This is a genomic window from Arthrobacter sp. MMS24-T111, from assembly GCF_054888995.1.
In genome coordinates, this window is the sequence record NZ_JBTZRO010000001.1 from 1,699,224 (window position 1) to 1,714,205 (window position 14,982).

The window sequence follows — 14,982 nt, forward strand, 5'->3', positions numbered from 1 at the left end:
CGGGCACCCGTGCCCGGGCCTACTTTTCCCAGGGCGCCTTGATGGGGAAGTACTTTTCCAGGAACTCGGTCACCGCTTCTGCGCGTTCGTCGGCACTGACTTCGGGGAAACTGCCATCGTTCAGGCAGAAGAAGTCCATGTTCCGCTTGGCGAGCAGCTTGGGCAGATAGTTGATCCCGGCCCGCATGGTGGTGTCCACGTAGCGCACCTTCGCGGCGGTCTGCGTGACCGCGCGGCCCGTCAGCAGGGCGTAGTAGTGGTAGAACGAGTTGGTGACGGAGATATTGTCCGCCGCCCGGAACCTGCTGGCCGCCGTCTTCCGGAATTCTTCCGGGAACTCTTCCTCCATCTGGGCTACGAGGCTGCGCCGCAGCGGAGCTGCCGTGTGTTCCAGGTGCCGGGTGGTGATCCGCCCGAACCGGTTCCAGAGGAGCTTGCGGTTGACCCGGGCGGCGTTCTCAAACCCGCTGCGTTCGGCAGCGTTCTCGCCCAGGCCGATCCTGGTTTCGGCCTCAATGAACTTGGTGATGCCGCCGGGGGTGAAGAACATGTCCGGGCCTACGGGCCGGCCAAAGAACATGTCGTCATTGGAGTAGAGGAAGTGTTCAGACAATCCTTCGATGTGGTGCAGTTGGCACTCGACAGCCTGGGAATTGTGCGTGGGCAGCACTGAGGGATCGGCAAAGAACTCTTCGCTGCGGACGATCGTGACGGACGGGTGCTCTGCCAGCCAGGCCGGAGCGGGGGAGTCCGTGGCGATGAAGATGCGGCGGATCCACGGGGCGAACATGTACACGGAGCGCAGCGCGTACTTGAGTTCGTTGATCTGCCGGAACCGGGCCTCATGGTCGTCGCCCTCGCCCAGGACCACGCCCTGCTGCTGCGCGCGGCGGGCCGCGATGTACTCCGGAGAACTTCCGTCCACCCAGGAAAAGACCAGGTCGATGTCGAAGCTGATGTCGCTGGCGTGGTCGGCGAACATGTTCTCGATGGTGGGCCAGGTGTGGCCGTAGCGTTCCACCGTGCCGCGGACGGCGTCCTGCCGCAGCATGGTCCTGCGGGTCAGGGAGTTCTCGATGGGGAGGATCAGTTCCTCGCCTTCAAAGGACCACAGCTCGATCTGGACGCCGGCGGAGGCGCCGAACTCGAAACCGCCCACCGGCTCCACCCGCGGCCGGTACAGGCGGAAGATCCGTGCCTGCCGGTTGGAGGACAGCTCGCCGTCGGCCACCAGGACGGAGGTCTTCTTCTTGGCGTCCACGGTCATGGAGTAGAAGGGCTCGTCCCGGCACGCCTCCACCAGGGCGGCGCGGAGTTTCTTCCGGCTCTTCCAGTCCAGCGCCACCACCGGGCGGTCGTTGTTGCCGCGGACCAGGAGGTACGCCAGGCCTGCGTTTGCCAGGACATTCCGCAGGAACAGCAGGTCCTCCACCATGGCCTGGTAAGGGGTCCTGGTGTCGTTGATCAGGGCGTAGCGGCCCTTGTGCCGGATGACATCGGGGCGGTGCCTGAGCCGCTGCTCCGCCGCCGCCGAGGTGATCTCGGCGTGAAATTGTTCCTCCACGGACGCCTGGCCGCCGTAGTAGACCTCGTCCTGGACCGGTGCTTCTGTAATGGTTGTCTCCGTGGTGGTCGAAGTAAGCTTTCTTACCTGCATGATAGTCCTGCCGTGGTAACAGCAGGTTTCGGCCCGCGGCGGCAGGGATTTAGGCGCCCAGCGCCTCCCGCCAGGCGCGCAGGAAAGCGCCGCCGGCGTCGTCGTGGATCACCGTGCTGTCCAGTCCCAGGTCCGCTGCCGTGAGGACCGGGTATGGTTTGCCGGGCACGCCGTCCGCGGGCCGGACGTCAACGTGCTTGACCGGGTGGTCGTTGTGGTGCAGCCAGTCGGCCATCGCGTAGTCGGTCCGGGAATCGCCCACCGTCCGCCAGGCCTGGGGCGTGATCCCCTGGGCGGCCAGCAGTTCCACCGCGCGGCTGGCGCCTAGGTCCTTGCCCAGCCGAACGGACTCGATGTCGGTGGAGATGATGGTGGGATCCACCCGGTAGCCCACGGCGTCGTCGGAATTGGGCGCATGGTGGTCCAGCCGGACAACGCCCAGGCCGTGGCTGCCCATGAGCTCCATGGCGTCCGCGTCGAACAGTTTTTGCTCGGCCAGGTACTCGGCGCTGGGCACGTCGATGTGCTGCTCCACCGAGACCATGGCACGTTTGGTTTCGTCAAAGAACATGTGGGCGGCGTAATCATCCGCCACCAGGCGCCGGATGTCGTCGCCGTACGCTGCAGGGACAGCCAGTTCCCGGTCCACGTGGATGGGGCCTGCCCCGGCGTTTGTGTAGCTGAACCAGACGGCGCCCTTCTCGCACACGGCGTGGATGACCGTTCCCGCCGGGATTCCGGCGGCGATCATCGGTTCCATGACCTGTTCGCGGATGAACGCGTCCGAGCGGCCGGTGTTGAAGATGACGGGGATTCCGGCTGCCGCGAGCGCCACCAGGTCAAGGATGATGTCCGGCTTCACGTCGCGGGTCACCGGGCTTGCCACCGGTCCGTCCACATCCAGCAGCAGCGCCAGCGGCGGCGTGGATGGCAGTCGGGTTCCGGACACGGGCATGGCGGGGGAGTCGGATGCGGTCATGGCTCCATTCTGTCAGCAGGAACCGGCCCGCTGCCGTGGAACGGGCCGATGTGACGGATGGTCACTGTTTGGCTACAACCTGGCGCCGGTCCGCCCGGATGCTTTCGCTGGAGCGGCGCGGTGCCTACTGTTGCATGGTGATATTCAAAGCTGTGGGCGAGGGCCGCCCTTACCCCGACCATGGTTACAGCACCCCTAAACAGTGGGCGTCGCTGCCGCCGCGGCCGGTCCGGCTGGACGAACTGGTGACCACCAAGCGCACGCTGGACCTCGAGGCGTTGCTGGCCGAAGATTCCACATTCTTCGGTGACCTGTTCCCGCACGTGGTGCAATACCAGGGAACCCTTTACCTGGAGGACGGCCTGCACCGCGCGGTCCGTACGGCACTGCACCAGCGCACGGCGATCCACGCCCGGGTCCTGGTGCTCGATGGCTAGCCGCCGGCCGAAGGACCCCAGCGTCCTGCACGGTCACCGGGTGGTGTCCGGCGCCGAGCTGCGGGCGGCGATGGAAGCGGCCAAGGACGCCGACGAAACGGCCCGGGTCCGCCGGCGCGTGCTCCACGGCGTGGTCCTGGTCCTGTTGGTTGGGCTGATCGCCGCGGCCATCATCGTTGCCCTTGCCATCATTAACGGGCGGCTGAAGGTTCCCACGGCCGAGCCCAGCCAGAAGCCGGTGTCTTCGTGCCCCACCGCGGTGTTCGACTACACGCCCAACGACAAGGTCAGCCTGAACGTCTTCAACTCCACCACCCGGGCCGGCCTGGCCCGCTCCGTGGCGGATGAGTTCCTGGCGCGGAAGTTCGCGGTGGGCAATGTGTCGAACGTCAATGCGGGCTACCGGGGCGTTGCGGCGGTGGTCTCTGGAGCGGCCGGGCAGGCCGCCGCTTTCACGGTGCAGCGCAACGTTCCGGGGTCCGACTACTTCCAGGACAGCAGGACCGACGCCAGCGTGGACGTCATCCTGGCCCATGACTTCGCAGCGCTCGTCCCGGCCGACGTGGTGGACCAGACCCCGGGGACCCTGGGCTGCCCCGGGAAAGCCGCCGCATTGCGGATGCCAACAAGCTTCCGGTAGTGCCGGCGCGCTGACCACGGCTTAGCCGGCCGCCGCTGGAAGGCCGGCCACGCGCAGGGGCCGCCCTTCGTCGTCGAACCTTGCTCCCGCGCCCAGCTGGATGAACCGCACCGTGCGGGCCACGCGCGCTTCCAGTTCGGCAGGCTCGTCGCTGCCCCTGGCGGCACTGGAGGACAGCGTGCCCAGGATCAGCTGGGACTGCTGCCCCACGTCCGCCACCGGCAGGTAGCCCTGCTCCATGCCGTCACGCAGGATGCCCTGCAGCAGGGTGCTGAGCTCGCTGACATGGTCTGAGAGTTTCGCAAAGGACGACGGCGACAGCACAGCGCCCATGGCCGGTCCGGGCGGAAGGTGGCGGCGGCTGAGGTCAACCACCTGGGCGCGGACGTAAAGGGCCAGCCGCTCCACCGGGTTCTCCAGGCGGCCCAACGAATCGCGCAGGTCCGAGAGGAACTTTTCCGTCTCCTCCAGCGCGTAGGAAATCAACAGTTCTTCGATGTCCGCGTAGTAGTTGTAGACGGCGGTCCGGCCCACCCCTGCGTGCCGGGCCACGTCCGTCATGGTCAACCCGGGAAGGCCGTGGGTGAAAAGGAGTTCGCCGAAGGCTGTGAGGATACGGCGCTGCGTGTCAGCGCGTTGTTCGGCGTTGCTGGCCGCTGAAATCCTGGGCATGCAGACACTTTACCGCGATGTGTCAGTAAACGGCGCTAGATTGCGCAGCCATCCGGACCGCAGGCCCCGGCCTCCGCGGAATCGACCAGCACCAGCGGGTTGGCTTCCTGCCATGCCTGGTTAAGCGCGCGCGTGAACGTTTCCGCCGGCTGGGCGCCGGACAGGCCGAACTTGCGGTCAATGACAAAGAACGGGACACCACTGATGCCCAGGGACTGGCCCTCCTGGAAGTCGGACCGGACCGCGTCCGCGTACTTGTCCGTGGTGAACAGTTCGTCCACCTCGTCCTCCGGCAAGCCAAGCTCCCTGCCCAGTCCTGCCAGGTACTCCCGGCTGCCAATGTCCTTGCCGTGCTCGAAATGGTCGCTGAGCAGGCGTTCCTTGGCGGCGTCCTGCTTGCCGTGGGCGGCAGCGAGGTGGATCAGCCGGTGCGCCGTGAAACTGTTGGCCACCACCACCTTGTCGAAGCGGTAGTTCAGGCCCTCGTCCTTGGCCTGCCGTGCCACATGGTCGAACATCTGCGAGACCTGCTGGGCCGGCATCCCCTTGCGGCTGCTCAAGTACTCCAGTTCGGTGCCATCGAAATGCTCCGGCAGCCCGGGATCCAACTGGTAGCTCCGCCACACCACATCAACAGCATCACGGTGCGGAAAGGATGCCAGGGCGGCCTCAAAGCGGCGTTTGCCGATGAAGCACCACGGGCAGGCGACGTCGGACCAGATCTCAATCTTCATGGCCTGCATAACCGGCCGGCAGGGGGCGCCATTCCGGCGCCCGCTATGAGATCCGCCACATTGGGTCTTGTGGCGGCGGCCGTCGTGGGCAATAGTCGGATCAGGTGGTCATGCAGCGGCCCTCGGAATCGAAGACTCATCGGGTGCAAGAGCGCATCCGGTGATATTTTGCCCGGCCTGCTGGGGAGCCCGGCCTGTAACCTGGGAGGCCAGGAATGCGGATTGGACTTGTCTCAGGGCCGTGGATCCCGGTCCCGCCGGCCACCTACGGAGGCACGGAAAGGGTAGTGGACGCCCTTGCCCGGGGCTTCGCCGCAGCCGGGCACGAGGTCCTGCTCGCGGCACCGCTCGAGAGTACGTGCCCGGTAAGGCTCGTTCCGGGGATGCGGCCCGCTGAGTACGAGGGGCTCGGCACCAGCATCAGCGAACTCAGCCATGTTGTCAGGGCCTACGAGGGACTGCAGGACGCGGACATCATCCACGACCACACCATGGCGGGGCCCCTCTACCTGCACCGTCCGGCCGGGGTCCCGCTGGCCACCACCATCCACGGACCCATCGACGCCCGGGCGGCGGATATCTACCGCGCCGTTGCCCGGCGTGGTGCCGTGATCGCCATCTCCAAGGACCAGGCGTCGCACGCCCCCGCAGTTCCCGTCACCCGGATCATCCACCACGGAATGGACCTCTCCGCCGTGCCCGTGGGGAACGGCAGCGGCGGATACCTGTGCTTCGTTGGCCGCTCGAGTCCGGACAAGGGACTGCTCGAGGCCATCACGATCGCCAGGCAGGCTGGAATGCACCTCAAAATTGCGGTCAAAATGCGCGAACCGGAAGAGGTCCGCTTTTTCCGGGAAGTGATTGAACCGATTTTGGGCCCCACCGAGGACTTCGTCGGGGAGGTGGACGATGCCGCCAAATACCGGTTGGTGGGCGATGCGACGGCATTCCTGAACCCCATCCAATGGTCAGAACCGTTCGGCCTGGTGATGATCGAGGCGCTCGCCACCGGCACCCCGGTGATTGGTACTCTCATCGGAGCGGCCCCGGAAATTGTGGAGCACGGCCGGACGGGATTCCTGGGAAAAACCGAGGAACTGGCCGGCTTTGTGGCGGCCGCGGCCCGGATGGACAGGGCCGTGTGCCGGCAAGCCGTGGAAGAGCGCTTCAGCGCCGCCCGCATGGTTGCCGACCACCTGGAGCTCTACGCCGAACTCATTGAAGGGAGGACGCCCTCAGGGGTTCCGCAGGTTCCCCGGGTGCACCAGAATTTACTGGGGGCCTGAATGCTTCCCGATCCCCCGGGGGCATCTGCCGGAGAAGGGAGCCTTTCCATGACCGCCTGGAATGAAGACAACGAGGCAGCAGTATCCGATTCGGGCTCGGTCACGGTCCTGGAGGGATCATCGTTCTGCATCTCCTCCGGCACTGGCGACATCAGTCCTGATGCCGGGACCAACGGAGTCTTCTTCCAGGACACGCGGATCATCTCGCGCTGGATGCTCAGGATCAACGGCGCACTGCGCGAACCATTGTCAGCCCAGCGGCCGCAACCGTTCGAGGCCACGTTCGTGGGGCGCGCCAAATGGCCCGGCGGCAGGTTTGACAGCCCCCTGGTGGTCCGCCAGGTCCGCCACATCGGCCCAGGGCTGCAGGACGATATTTCCCTCGAAAACTATGCGGCCGAAGCGGTGGATTGCGAGATCGAGCTGCTCGTCGACGCCGACCAGGCAGACCTCTTCGAGGTCAAGGGCGGCCGTACCAGCGGCCTGGACGACACCACCCGGGCCATCACGGACGGGAGGCTGGTCATTGAGGCATCACGGCACGGCCAGCAGCGAGGCACTGCCGTCGGCGCACGGGGGGCAGAGGTCAGCACTGACGGGCTGCGGTTCCACGTCACGGTTCCGGCGCGGGGCAAATGGAGCACCAGCGTCATCGTGGTGCCCCTGGTCAACGGTGAGGCGCCGGAGGAGCCCTTCAAGGAGGGGCGGCTTCCGCACCACCGGGAAGGGGTGCGCCGGCACCTGGACTGGGAGGAAGGCGTTCCGCGGATCAGCATCGAGGACTCGAGCTTCCAGAACGTGCTCAACCGGAGCCAGAGCGACCTTGGTGCCCTGCGCATCTTCGATGCCCACCACCCCAACCGGGCTGCGGTGGCGGCCGGGGCGCCGTGGTTCATGGCCCTGTTCGGCCGGGATTCGCTGCTGACCTCCTACATGAGCCTGATGGTCAACCCCAACCTCGCCCTGGGCACGCTCCAAACCCTGGCCGGGATCCAGGGAAAGAAAGTGGACGTGGATTCCGAGGAGGAACCCGGCCGCATCCCGCATGAGGTCCGGCTCGGCGTTACCGCCGGCCTGTCCCTGGGCGGTACGGCCTATTACGGCACGGCCGACGCCACCCCCCTTTCGTCTCCACCTTGGGCGAGCTGAGCCGGTGGGGCCTCTCCCGGGACGCGATCCAGCCCCTGCTGCCACACGCGGACCGGGCGCTGGAATGGATCGAAAAATACGGCGACCGCGACGGCGACGGTTTCGTGGAATACCTCCGGCCCAACGACCACGGCCTGGTGAACCAGGGCTGGAAGGACTCCTGGGACGGGATCAACTTCGCCGACGGAACCATCGCCGAAGCCCCGATCGCCCTCTGTGAAGTCCAGGCGTATGTCTACTCTGCGTACCTTGGCAGGTCCCTGCTGGCCCACTGGAGCGGCGATTCCGCCCTCGAAAAGCACTGGGCAGACAAGGCAGCCGCCTTCAAAGAGGAGTTCAACAAGAAGTTCTGGCTGCCGGACAAGGGCTACTACGCGGTGGCGCTGGACAAGGACAAACGGCCCGTCGATGCGCTGACCTCGAACATCGGCCACTGCCTCTGGACGGGCGTCGTGGACGAAGACAAAGCCGTGTCCGTCATGGAGAACCTGATGTCCCCGCAGATGTTCACCGGCTGGGGCATCCGCACGCTGGCGTCCGACATGGGCGCCTACAATCCGGTCAGCTACCACAACGGCTCGGTGTGGCCCCACGACACGGCCCTGGTGGCCACCGGGCTGATGCGGTACGGGTTCGTGGACGAGGCCAAGCGGGTGGCCTCCGGGATCCTCGACGCAGCCCGGCATTTCGACGGGCGGCTGCCGGAGCTGTTCTGCGGGTTCGACCGTGGCGAGTACCCTGGCCCGGTTCCGTATCCCACCGCGTGCTCGCCGCAGGCCTGGGCCGCGGCGGCGCCGGTGCAACTGGCACGGATCCTGCTCCGGTTCGACCCCGTCTTCACCCGCGGGGTGGTGCACCTGGCCCCGATCCTGCCGGAGTCCGTGGGCACCTTCCGGGCGGAAAATGTCCTGCTGGACGGAAGCCGGGTGACCATCAAAGCCACCGGAACCACAGGCACCATTGAAGGCCTTCCGCCGGGACTGAAGCTGCTCGCCGGGCCCCGGCCCCCGCTGGCCTACCCGCTGGAAGGGGCGGCTGCCGGCGTTGGCACCCGCAGGCTCCCCTAAGGGAGGGGGCGTTCCAGTACGAAGTCGTGTTCCACGGTGCTGCCCAGCCGGAAGGACTTGGTTCCCACCTTGCGGAAACCCGATTTCTCGTAGAAACGGATGGCCCGGGCATTCTGGCTGTTGACGCCCAGCCAGGCCCCGTCCGCACCGGTTGCGGCGGCTGCCTCGAGGCTGGCGTGCATGAGCTCGGCGGCGGCGCCCAACCCGTGGTAGTCAGGGTGGACGTAGCACTTGCTGATCTCCACGGAGGGGACCAGCGTCAGGGCGGAGGACACGTCCGGGTCCGCGGCGGGCCGGTCCACCAGCAGGCTGTAGCCGGTGAGCGGGCCGTCGGCGTCGATGACCAGGATGGTGGTGTCCGGATCCGCGAGGTAGCCCGTGAAGTGCGCTTCGCTGAGCGTGTTGGCCAGGTGCGCGGCGATGTCGGACGGTGACGACGACGGCGGGCAGGCAAGCGGAAAGGTGACGGCTGCCAGCGCGGCCAGCGGGCCGGCGTCGTCCGCTGTTGCCCTGCGGATGCTGTGGGTCATGGGGGTTCCTTCCGGCTCAGGCGGTGATGGTGCGGATGGGGGAGCCGGCAAGCCAGGCGGCGATGTCCTCCACGGCTCCGCCGTAGAACTGCCGGTAGCTTTCCTGCGTGACGTAGCCCAGGTGGGGCGAGAGGACCGTGTTCGGGGCGGCCAGGAGCGGGTGCCCGGCCGGCAGCGGTTCCTGGTCGAAGACATCCAGGGCGGCGCCGCGGATCCAGCCCTCGGCCAGCGCCTTGAGGAGTGCGTCCTGGTCAACCAGGGGACCCCGCGCGGTGTTCACCAGGATGCCTTCGGGGCCGAGCAGCCGCAGTTCCTCCTCGCCCACGATGTTTTCGGAGCGCGGGGAGAGCCGCAGGTGGAGGGTTGCGACGTCGGCGAGGGTGAACAGTTCCTCCTTCGAGACCAGGCGCGCGCCGGCATCGGCCGCGGCCTCCGCCGTCAGGTTCCGGCTCCACGCCACCACATCCATCCCGAAGGCCCGGCCGTACGCCGCTACCCGGCGGCCGATCTTGCCCAGCCCGACGATGCCCAGGGTCTTCCCTGCCAGTTCGAAGCCCACCGTGGACTGCCAACTGCCGTTGCGCAGAGAGTGGTCCTCGGCCGGGAGGTGCCGTGCGATGGCCATGAGCAGGGCCCAGGTCAGCTCCGGGGCGGCAGTGGGTGAGCCGGGTGTGCCGCAGACGGTGACTCCGTGTTCGGTTGCCGCCGCGACGTCGATCGAGGCGTTGGCCATGCCGGTGGTCACCAGCAGCTGCAGGGCGGGAAGTTGCTCAAATACCTCACGCGGGAACGCGGTCCGCTCGCGCATGGCGATCACCATGGTGGTGCCTGCCAACGCCGAGACCAGGGCGTCGCGGGAGGAGAAGGGATCCCGGTATGAGGTGATGGTGACGCCGGCAGCCTCCAGGGCCGCGAAGTCGGCGAAGCCATGGGCCACGTCCTGGTAGTCATCAAGGATGGCAAGCCGTTGCGTCATGGGTGTCCTTTGCGGTGTCCAGTCGTCCACAGTCACGTTCATCGTATGGCAGGGCCCCACGGCTGGGCGCCTGGAGCCCCGGGCACGCGCGGCGTGATAGCAATGAGGGTGATGAATCAAAGCCCATTCCCCATGTTGTCCCTGTGAGCGCCGGCGTCCTTTCCCGCGTGCCCAAGAGCTGGATCCTGCTGGCGTGCATCGGCCTGCTGGCCCTGAACCTGCGGGGTCCCTTCGTGGCGGTCGCGCCCCTGGTGGACCTCATGCAGGCGGAACTGCACTTTTCGCCGGTCCTGCTCGGCTTGCTGACCAGTATCCCCGTGCTCTGCTTCTCGCTCGCCGCCCCGTTGGCCTCCCTGGCGGCGCGGCGGTTCGGAGCAGAGTTCGCCGTCACGCTGACCATTTTGGGTGTCCTTGCCGGCGTGGTGGTCCGTTCCGCGGGCGGCCCGGTGCTGGTGGTGGCCGGTACCGTGCTCATCGGGGTGGCCATCACCGTGGGAAACATTGCGGTGCCCCTGATCATCCGCCGCGATTTCGCACCGCGCCGGCAGGGGACCGCCATGGGGATCTACACGGCGGCACTGAACATCGGGTCCTTCCTGACCTCGGTGGCCATGGCCCCGCTGGCAGCGGTCACCGGGTGGCGGCTTGCGCTCGCCGCCGTCGCTGTCCTTGCCGTCGCCGCCATTGTGGTGTGGGTCCTGGCGGTGGGGCCGCGCACGGCATTCCTGGTCTCGGATGAGGCCGAGGGTGGGGGTAGTGCGGAGGGGCAGGTGGCGACGGCGCGCAGTTCCGGCTGGACGACGTTCGGGCTGACGGCGGGCTTCGGTGGCCAGGCGTTCTCCTACTACGGCGTCACCGCGTGGCTGCCCAGCTACCTCCACGACGAACTGGGGATGAATGCCGCCCAGGCTGGCGCCGCGTCCTCGATCTTCCAGATCCTGGCGATCGTGGGCGGCCTCGGCGTTCCGTTTGCAGCCAAGTACATGAGTACGACGGCGGTGGCGGTCACCTTGGGGACGTTGTGGCTGGCCGTTCCCGTAGGGCTTCTGGTCCTGCCGCAGCTGTGGTGGCTGTGGTCCACGTCCGGCGGCATCGCCCAAGGCGGCGGCATCACCCTGATCTTCATCGCCGTGATCAAGCTGGCGCGCGACCAAGCCTCCGCCGGCCGGATGTCCGCAACGGTCCAAGGCCTTGGCTATTGCCTCGCTGCCGTTGCCCCTCCGCTGGTGGGCTTCGTCCACGACACGTCCGGCTCGTGGACGCCGGCCCTGCTGGTCATCCTGGCCTCCGTGCTGACCTTCTTCGCCAGCACCACCCTGTCCGTGCGGAAGGTGCCGAAGGGGCGCTAAGCCGTCGGCCGCCGTCGGACGCCCGCTCACTTGTTGCGCCAAATGGCGGAACGCCCGCTCACTTGTTGCGCTGAATGGCGGAACGCCCGCTCACTTCTTGGGGAAAGTGAGCGGGCGTTTCGGGTTTTCCTGCAACAAGTGAGCGGGGGTGTGAGGGGTGCTCCGTCGCCGGGCCGGCGCCCCGGATTTCGGGGGGCCTGTTGCGAAGGGCGTGCCGGCCCGGCAAACGGAAGTTGTGGTGGGTCAGGCCGCTGCCAGCTCCTCGACCGTGGCCTTCTCGCGGGCTTCCGTGAGGTAGCGGGCGTAGGCGGGGAGCGTCAGGAAGGACGGGAACTCACGGCTGAGCGTGACTTCCTCGAAGATGTCGCGGGCGTCCTCGAAACGGTCGCCGTCGAAGCGCTCCAGCCGGGCGAATTCCTCGTCCAGGAGTTCCTCCACCCACTCGTGGCTGACGATCTCGCCCTGGTCCGTGATGGCCCGGGCGAAGATCCACTGCCACAGCTGCGAGCGGGAGATCTCCGCGGTGGCGGCGTCCTCCATCAGATTGTGGATCGCTACAGCGCCGTTGCCGCGAAGCCAGGACTCGATGTAGCGGATGCCCACCTCGATGTTGTTCCGGATGCCCTGCTCGGTGATGGTGCCTGTAGTGGCAGCGACGTTGATCAGGGCGCGGTCATCGGGGGTGACGTCCTCGCGGAGCCGGTCCAGCTGGTTGGGCTTGCTGCCGAGGACGCCATCAAACACTTCGCGGCAGACGGGCACCAGGTCTGGGTGTGCCACCCAGGAACCGTCGAACCCGTCGTTGGCCTCGCGGGTCTTGTCCGCACGCACCTTCTCGAGGGCGTTGGCGTTGGCTTCCGGGTCCTTGCGGTTGGGAACGGCCGCGGCCATGCCGCCGATGGCCATGGCGCCACGCTTATGGCAGGCCCGGACCAGCTGTTCGGTGTAGGCGCGCATGAACGGCTGCGTCATGGTTACCTGGCCGCGGTCCGGGAGGACGAAGCGCGGGCCGCGGGTGCGGAAGTTCTTGATCAGGGAGAAGATGTAGTCCCAGCGGCCGGCGTTCAGGCCCGAGGCGTGGTCGCGGAGTTCGTAGAGGATCTCCTCCATCTCGAACGCTGCGGTGATGGTTTCGATCAGCACGGTGGCGCGGATGGTGCCCTGGGGGATGCCGAGCAGGTCTTGGGCCAGGATGAAGATGTCGTTCCACAGCCGGGCTTCGAGGTGGTTCTCGATCTTGGGCAGGTAGAAGTAGGGGCCCTTGCCCTGGGCGAGCAGGCGGCGGGCGTTGTGGAAGAAGAACAGCCCGAAGTCCACGATGCCGCCGGCGATGGGCTGGCCGTCGATGAGCATGTGCTTCTCCGGCAGGTGCCAGCCGCGGGGGCGGACCACGATGGTGAGCAGGTCGCCGTCCGCCTTCAGCTTGTATTCCTTGCCTTCCTCGGTGGTGAAGTCGATCCGGCGTTCCAGCGCATCGGTCAGGTTCAGCTGGCCCTTGATGACGTTCCGCCAGGTGGGGGTCGAAGAGTCCTCCATGTCGGCGAGCCATACTTTCGCTCCCGAGTTCAGGGCGTTGATGGTCATCTTCTTGTCCACCGGGCCGGTGATCTCGACGCGGCGGTCCTCCAGACCCGGGGCCGGAGGTGCCACCCGCCAGGACGGATCATTCCGGATGTGCTCGGTCTCCCGGAGGAACCTGGGGTCCGCGCCGGCGGCAATATCGGCCCGCCGGGTGCGGCGGGCCTGCAACAGCTCCTGCCGGCGGTCGACGGTGGCCCGGTGCAGCTTCGCGATAAACGACAGGGCGTCCGGCGTCAGCACCTCGTCCTGCCGGCAAATCGGCTGGGCGGTCAAAGTAATGCCATTGATGGTGAAGCTGTCAGTGAAGCTGTTCATTTCAAATCTCTCCTTAGAGAAGAAGCAAGGTCGACGGCGACACGCAGCTGAGGTGCGGTGCCCACAAGGCCGAAGGTGCCGGTATTGCGGCAGCCTGCGTAAAAGGGGCCCTGTGTCCGGCTCGACCTCGCTCAGCGAGGTCGAGCCGGACATGGGGAATAGCAGGCAGAGCAATGCCGGACCGAAGGCCGTAGGCGAGGACCGCCGTCGGAAGGATTAGTGGAACTGGCCTTCTTCGGTGGATCCCACGAGGGCGAGGGTCGACGCGTTCGGGTTGAGCGCCGTGGAGATGGTGTCGAAGTAGCCGGTGCCGACTTCGCGCTGGTGCTTGGTTGCGGTGTAGCCGCGGGATTCGGAGGCGAACTCCTTTTCCTGGAGTTCGACGTAGGCACTCATGCCGTTGCGGGCGTAGCCGTGGGCGAGGTCGAACATCGAGTAGTTCAGGGCGTGGAAGCCGGCCAGGGTGATGAACTGGAAGGTGAAGCCCATGGCGCCGAGTTCGCGCTGGAACTTCGCGATGGTGTCGTCGTCGAGGTGCTTGCGCCAGTTGAAGGACGGCGAGCAGTTGTAGGAGAGCATCTGGTCCGGGAACTCGGCCTTGACGGATTCGGCGAACTTGCGGGCCAGCTCCAGGTCCGGGGTGCCCGTTTCCATCCAGATGAGGTCGGAGTACGGGGCGTAGGCCTTGGCGCGGGCGATGCAGGGTTCGATGCCGTTGCGGACCTTGTAGAAGCCTTCGGCCGTGCGCTCGCCGGTGATGAATTCCTGGTCGCGCTCGTCGACGTCGGAGGTGATCAGGGTGGCTGCCTCCGCGTCGGTGCGGGCGATGACGACGGTGGGGGTGCCTGCGACGTCGGCTGCGAGGCGGGCGGCGTTCAGGGTGCGGACGTGCTGCTGGGTGGGGATCAGGACCTTGCCGCCGAGGTGGCCGCACTTCTTCTCCGAGGCAAGCTGGTCTTCCCAGTGCACGCCCGAGGCGCCGGCCTGGATCATGGACTTCATCAGCTCGTAGGCGTTCAGCGGTCCGCCGAAGCCGGCCTCGGCGTCGGCAACGATCGGCACCATCCAGTCCTCAACGGTCTGGATGCCCTCGGAGAACTCGATCTGGTCGGCGCGGAGCAGCGCGTTGTTGATGCGGCGGACCACCGTGGGGACAGAGTTGGCCGGGTAGAGCGACTGGTCCGGGTAGGTGTGGCCGGAATTGTTGGCGTCTGCGGCGACCTGCCAGCCGGAGAGGTAGATGGCGCGCAGGCCGGCCTTGACCTGCTGCACGGCCTGGTTGCCGGTCAGGGCACCGAGTGCGTTGGTGTAGCCGCCGGTCTTGTGCTCCTCGGTGAGCTGCTTCCACAGCTTTTCCGAACCGCGGCGGGCCAGCGTGTGTTCCTCGGAGACACGGCCCCGGAGACGGACGACGTCGGAGGCTGAGTAGTCCCGGGTCACACCTTCCCAGCGGGGGTTGGCGGCCCACTCGAGCTCCAGGGCGGCGGCCTGCTCTTCGGGCGTCTGCTGGGTGGGCTCAAATGCTGCAGTCATCGTTGATCTCCTTGATTGAGCTCCGGATGGAGTAGGTGGGAACCGCGCCGTTGAGGCTCCCACCGGCTTATCCGGTG

11 protein-coding genes and 2 pseudogenes are annotated in these 14,982 nt (G+C 66.9%); 5 read left to right on the forward strand and 8 right to left on the reverse strand.

Annotated features, from left to right (window positions below; genetic code table 11):
- Positions 1-19: 19 nt before the first annotated feature.
- Positions 20-1,657 (reverse strand): stealth family protein, encoded by a 1,638-nt coding sequence (locus ACX5I6_RS07970; protein ID WP_461840099.1) that lies wholly within the window; start codon positions 1,655-1,657, stop codon positions 20-22.
- Positions 1,658-1,706: 49 nt separating this feature from the next.
- A complete protein-coding gene (locus tag ACX5I6_RS07975) occupies positions 1,707-2,636 on the reverse strand; it encodes a hypothetical protein (RefSeq protein ID WP_461840100.1) in 930 nt (309 codons plus the stop codon).
- A 137-nt stretch (positions 2,637-2,773) separates the two neighbouring features.
- On the opposite strand from ACX5I6_RS07975, the gene ACX5I6_RS07980 reads away from it, so the two are divergent.
- Both ACX5I6_RS07980 and ACX5I6_RS07985 read left to right on the forward strand, forming a co-directional pair.
- Positions 2,774-3,073, forward strand: a complete 300-nt coding sequence (locus ACX5I6_RS07980; protein WP_026264985.1) for a type II toxin-antitoxin system VapB family antitoxin — start codon at positions 2,774-2,776, stop codon at positions 3,071-3,073.
- A pseudogene (locus tag ACX5I6_RS07985) lies at positions 3,066-3,727 on the forward strand (LytR C-terminal domain-containing protein). The gene ACX5I6_RS07980 and the pseudogene ACX5I6_RS07985 overlap by 8 nt, the downstream one beginning before the upstream one ends.
- Before the next feature lie 7 nt (positions 3,728-3,734).
- On the opposite strand, the gene ACX5I6_RS07990 reads toward ACX5I6_RS07985, so the two are convergent.
- Positions 3,735-4,385, reverse strand: coding sequence for a TetR/AcrR family transcriptional regulator (locus tag ACX5I6_RS07990; protein WP_133831112.1), 651 nt, complete (start codon positions 4,383-4,385; stop codon positions 3,735-3,737).
- A 35-nt stretch (positions 4,386-4,420) separates the two neighbouring features.
- A complete protein-coding gene (locus ACX5I6_RS07995) occupies positions 4,421-5,119 on the reverse strand; it encodes a DsbA family oxidoreductase (RefSeq protein ID WP_461840101.1) in 699 nt (232 codons plus the stop codon).
- A gap of 215 nt (positions 5,120-5,334) precedes the next feature.
- On the opposite strand from ACX5I6_RS07995, the gene ACX5I6_RS08000 reads away from it, so the two are divergent.
- Both ACX5I6_RS08000 and ACX5I6_RS08005 read left to right on the forward strand, forming a co-directional pair.
- Positions 5,335-6,405, forward strand: coding sequence for a glycosyltransferase family 4 protein (locus ACX5I6_RS08000; protein ID WP_461840102.1), 1,071 nt, complete (start codon positions 5,335-5,337; stop codon positions 6,403-6,405).
- A gap of 48 nt (positions 6,406-6,453) precedes the next feature.
- Positions 6,454-8,621: pseudogene (locus tag ACX5I6_RS08005) on the forward strand (amylo-alpha-1,6-glucosidase).
- Here ACX5I6_RS08005 and ACX5I6_RS08010 read toward each other — a convergent pair.
- Together ACX5I6_RS08010 and ACX5I6_RS08015 are read right to left on the reverse strand one after the other, a co-directional pair.
- Positions 8,618-9,151: a GNAT family N-acetyltransferase gene (locus ACX5I6_RS08010; RefSeq protein WP_461840103.1), complete on the reverse strand. Its 534-nt coding sequence runs from the start codon at positions 9,149-9,151 to the stop codon at positions 8,618-8,620. The pseudogene ACX5I6_RS08005 and the gene ACX5I6_RS08010 sit on opposite strands and share 4 nt — an antisense overlap.
- A 16-nt stretch (positions 9,152-9,167) precedes the next feature.
- Positions 9,168-10,127, reverse strand: coding sequence for a D-2-hydroxyacid dehydrogenase family protein (locus ACX5I6_RS08015; protein ID WP_461840104.1), 960 nt, complete (start codon positions 10,125-10,127; stop codon positions 9,168-9,170).
- Positions 10,128-10,270: 143 nt separating this feature from the next.
- Between ACX5I6_RS08015 and ACX5I6_RS08020 the strand changes: the two genes are divergently transcribed.
- Positions 10,271-11,476, forward strand: coding sequence for an MFS transporter (locus ACX5I6_RS08020; protein WP_461840105.1), 1,206 nt, complete (start codon positions 10,271-10,273; stop codon positions 11,474-11,476).
- Between the two features lie 243 nt (positions 11,477-11,719).
- Here the strand turns inward: ACX5I6_RS08020 and aceB are convergent, their stop codons facing one another.
- Both aceB and aceA read right to left on the reverse strand, forming a co-directional pair.
- Entirely contained in the window at positions 11,720-13,372 is a 1,653-nt protein-coding gene (gene aceB, locus ACX5I6_RS08025; protein WP_461840106.1) for a malate synthase A, read from the reverse strand.
- Positions 13,373-13,588: 216 nt separating this feature from the next.
- The gene (gene aceA, locus ACX5I6_RS08030; RefSeq protein WP_461840107.1) at positions 13,589-14,905 is read right to left on the reverse strand and encodes an isocitrate lyase; all 1,317 of its coding nucleotides are present in this window, start codon (positions 14,903-14,905) and stop codon (positions 13,589-13,591) included.
- Positions 14,906-14,982: the final 77 nt, after the last annotated feature.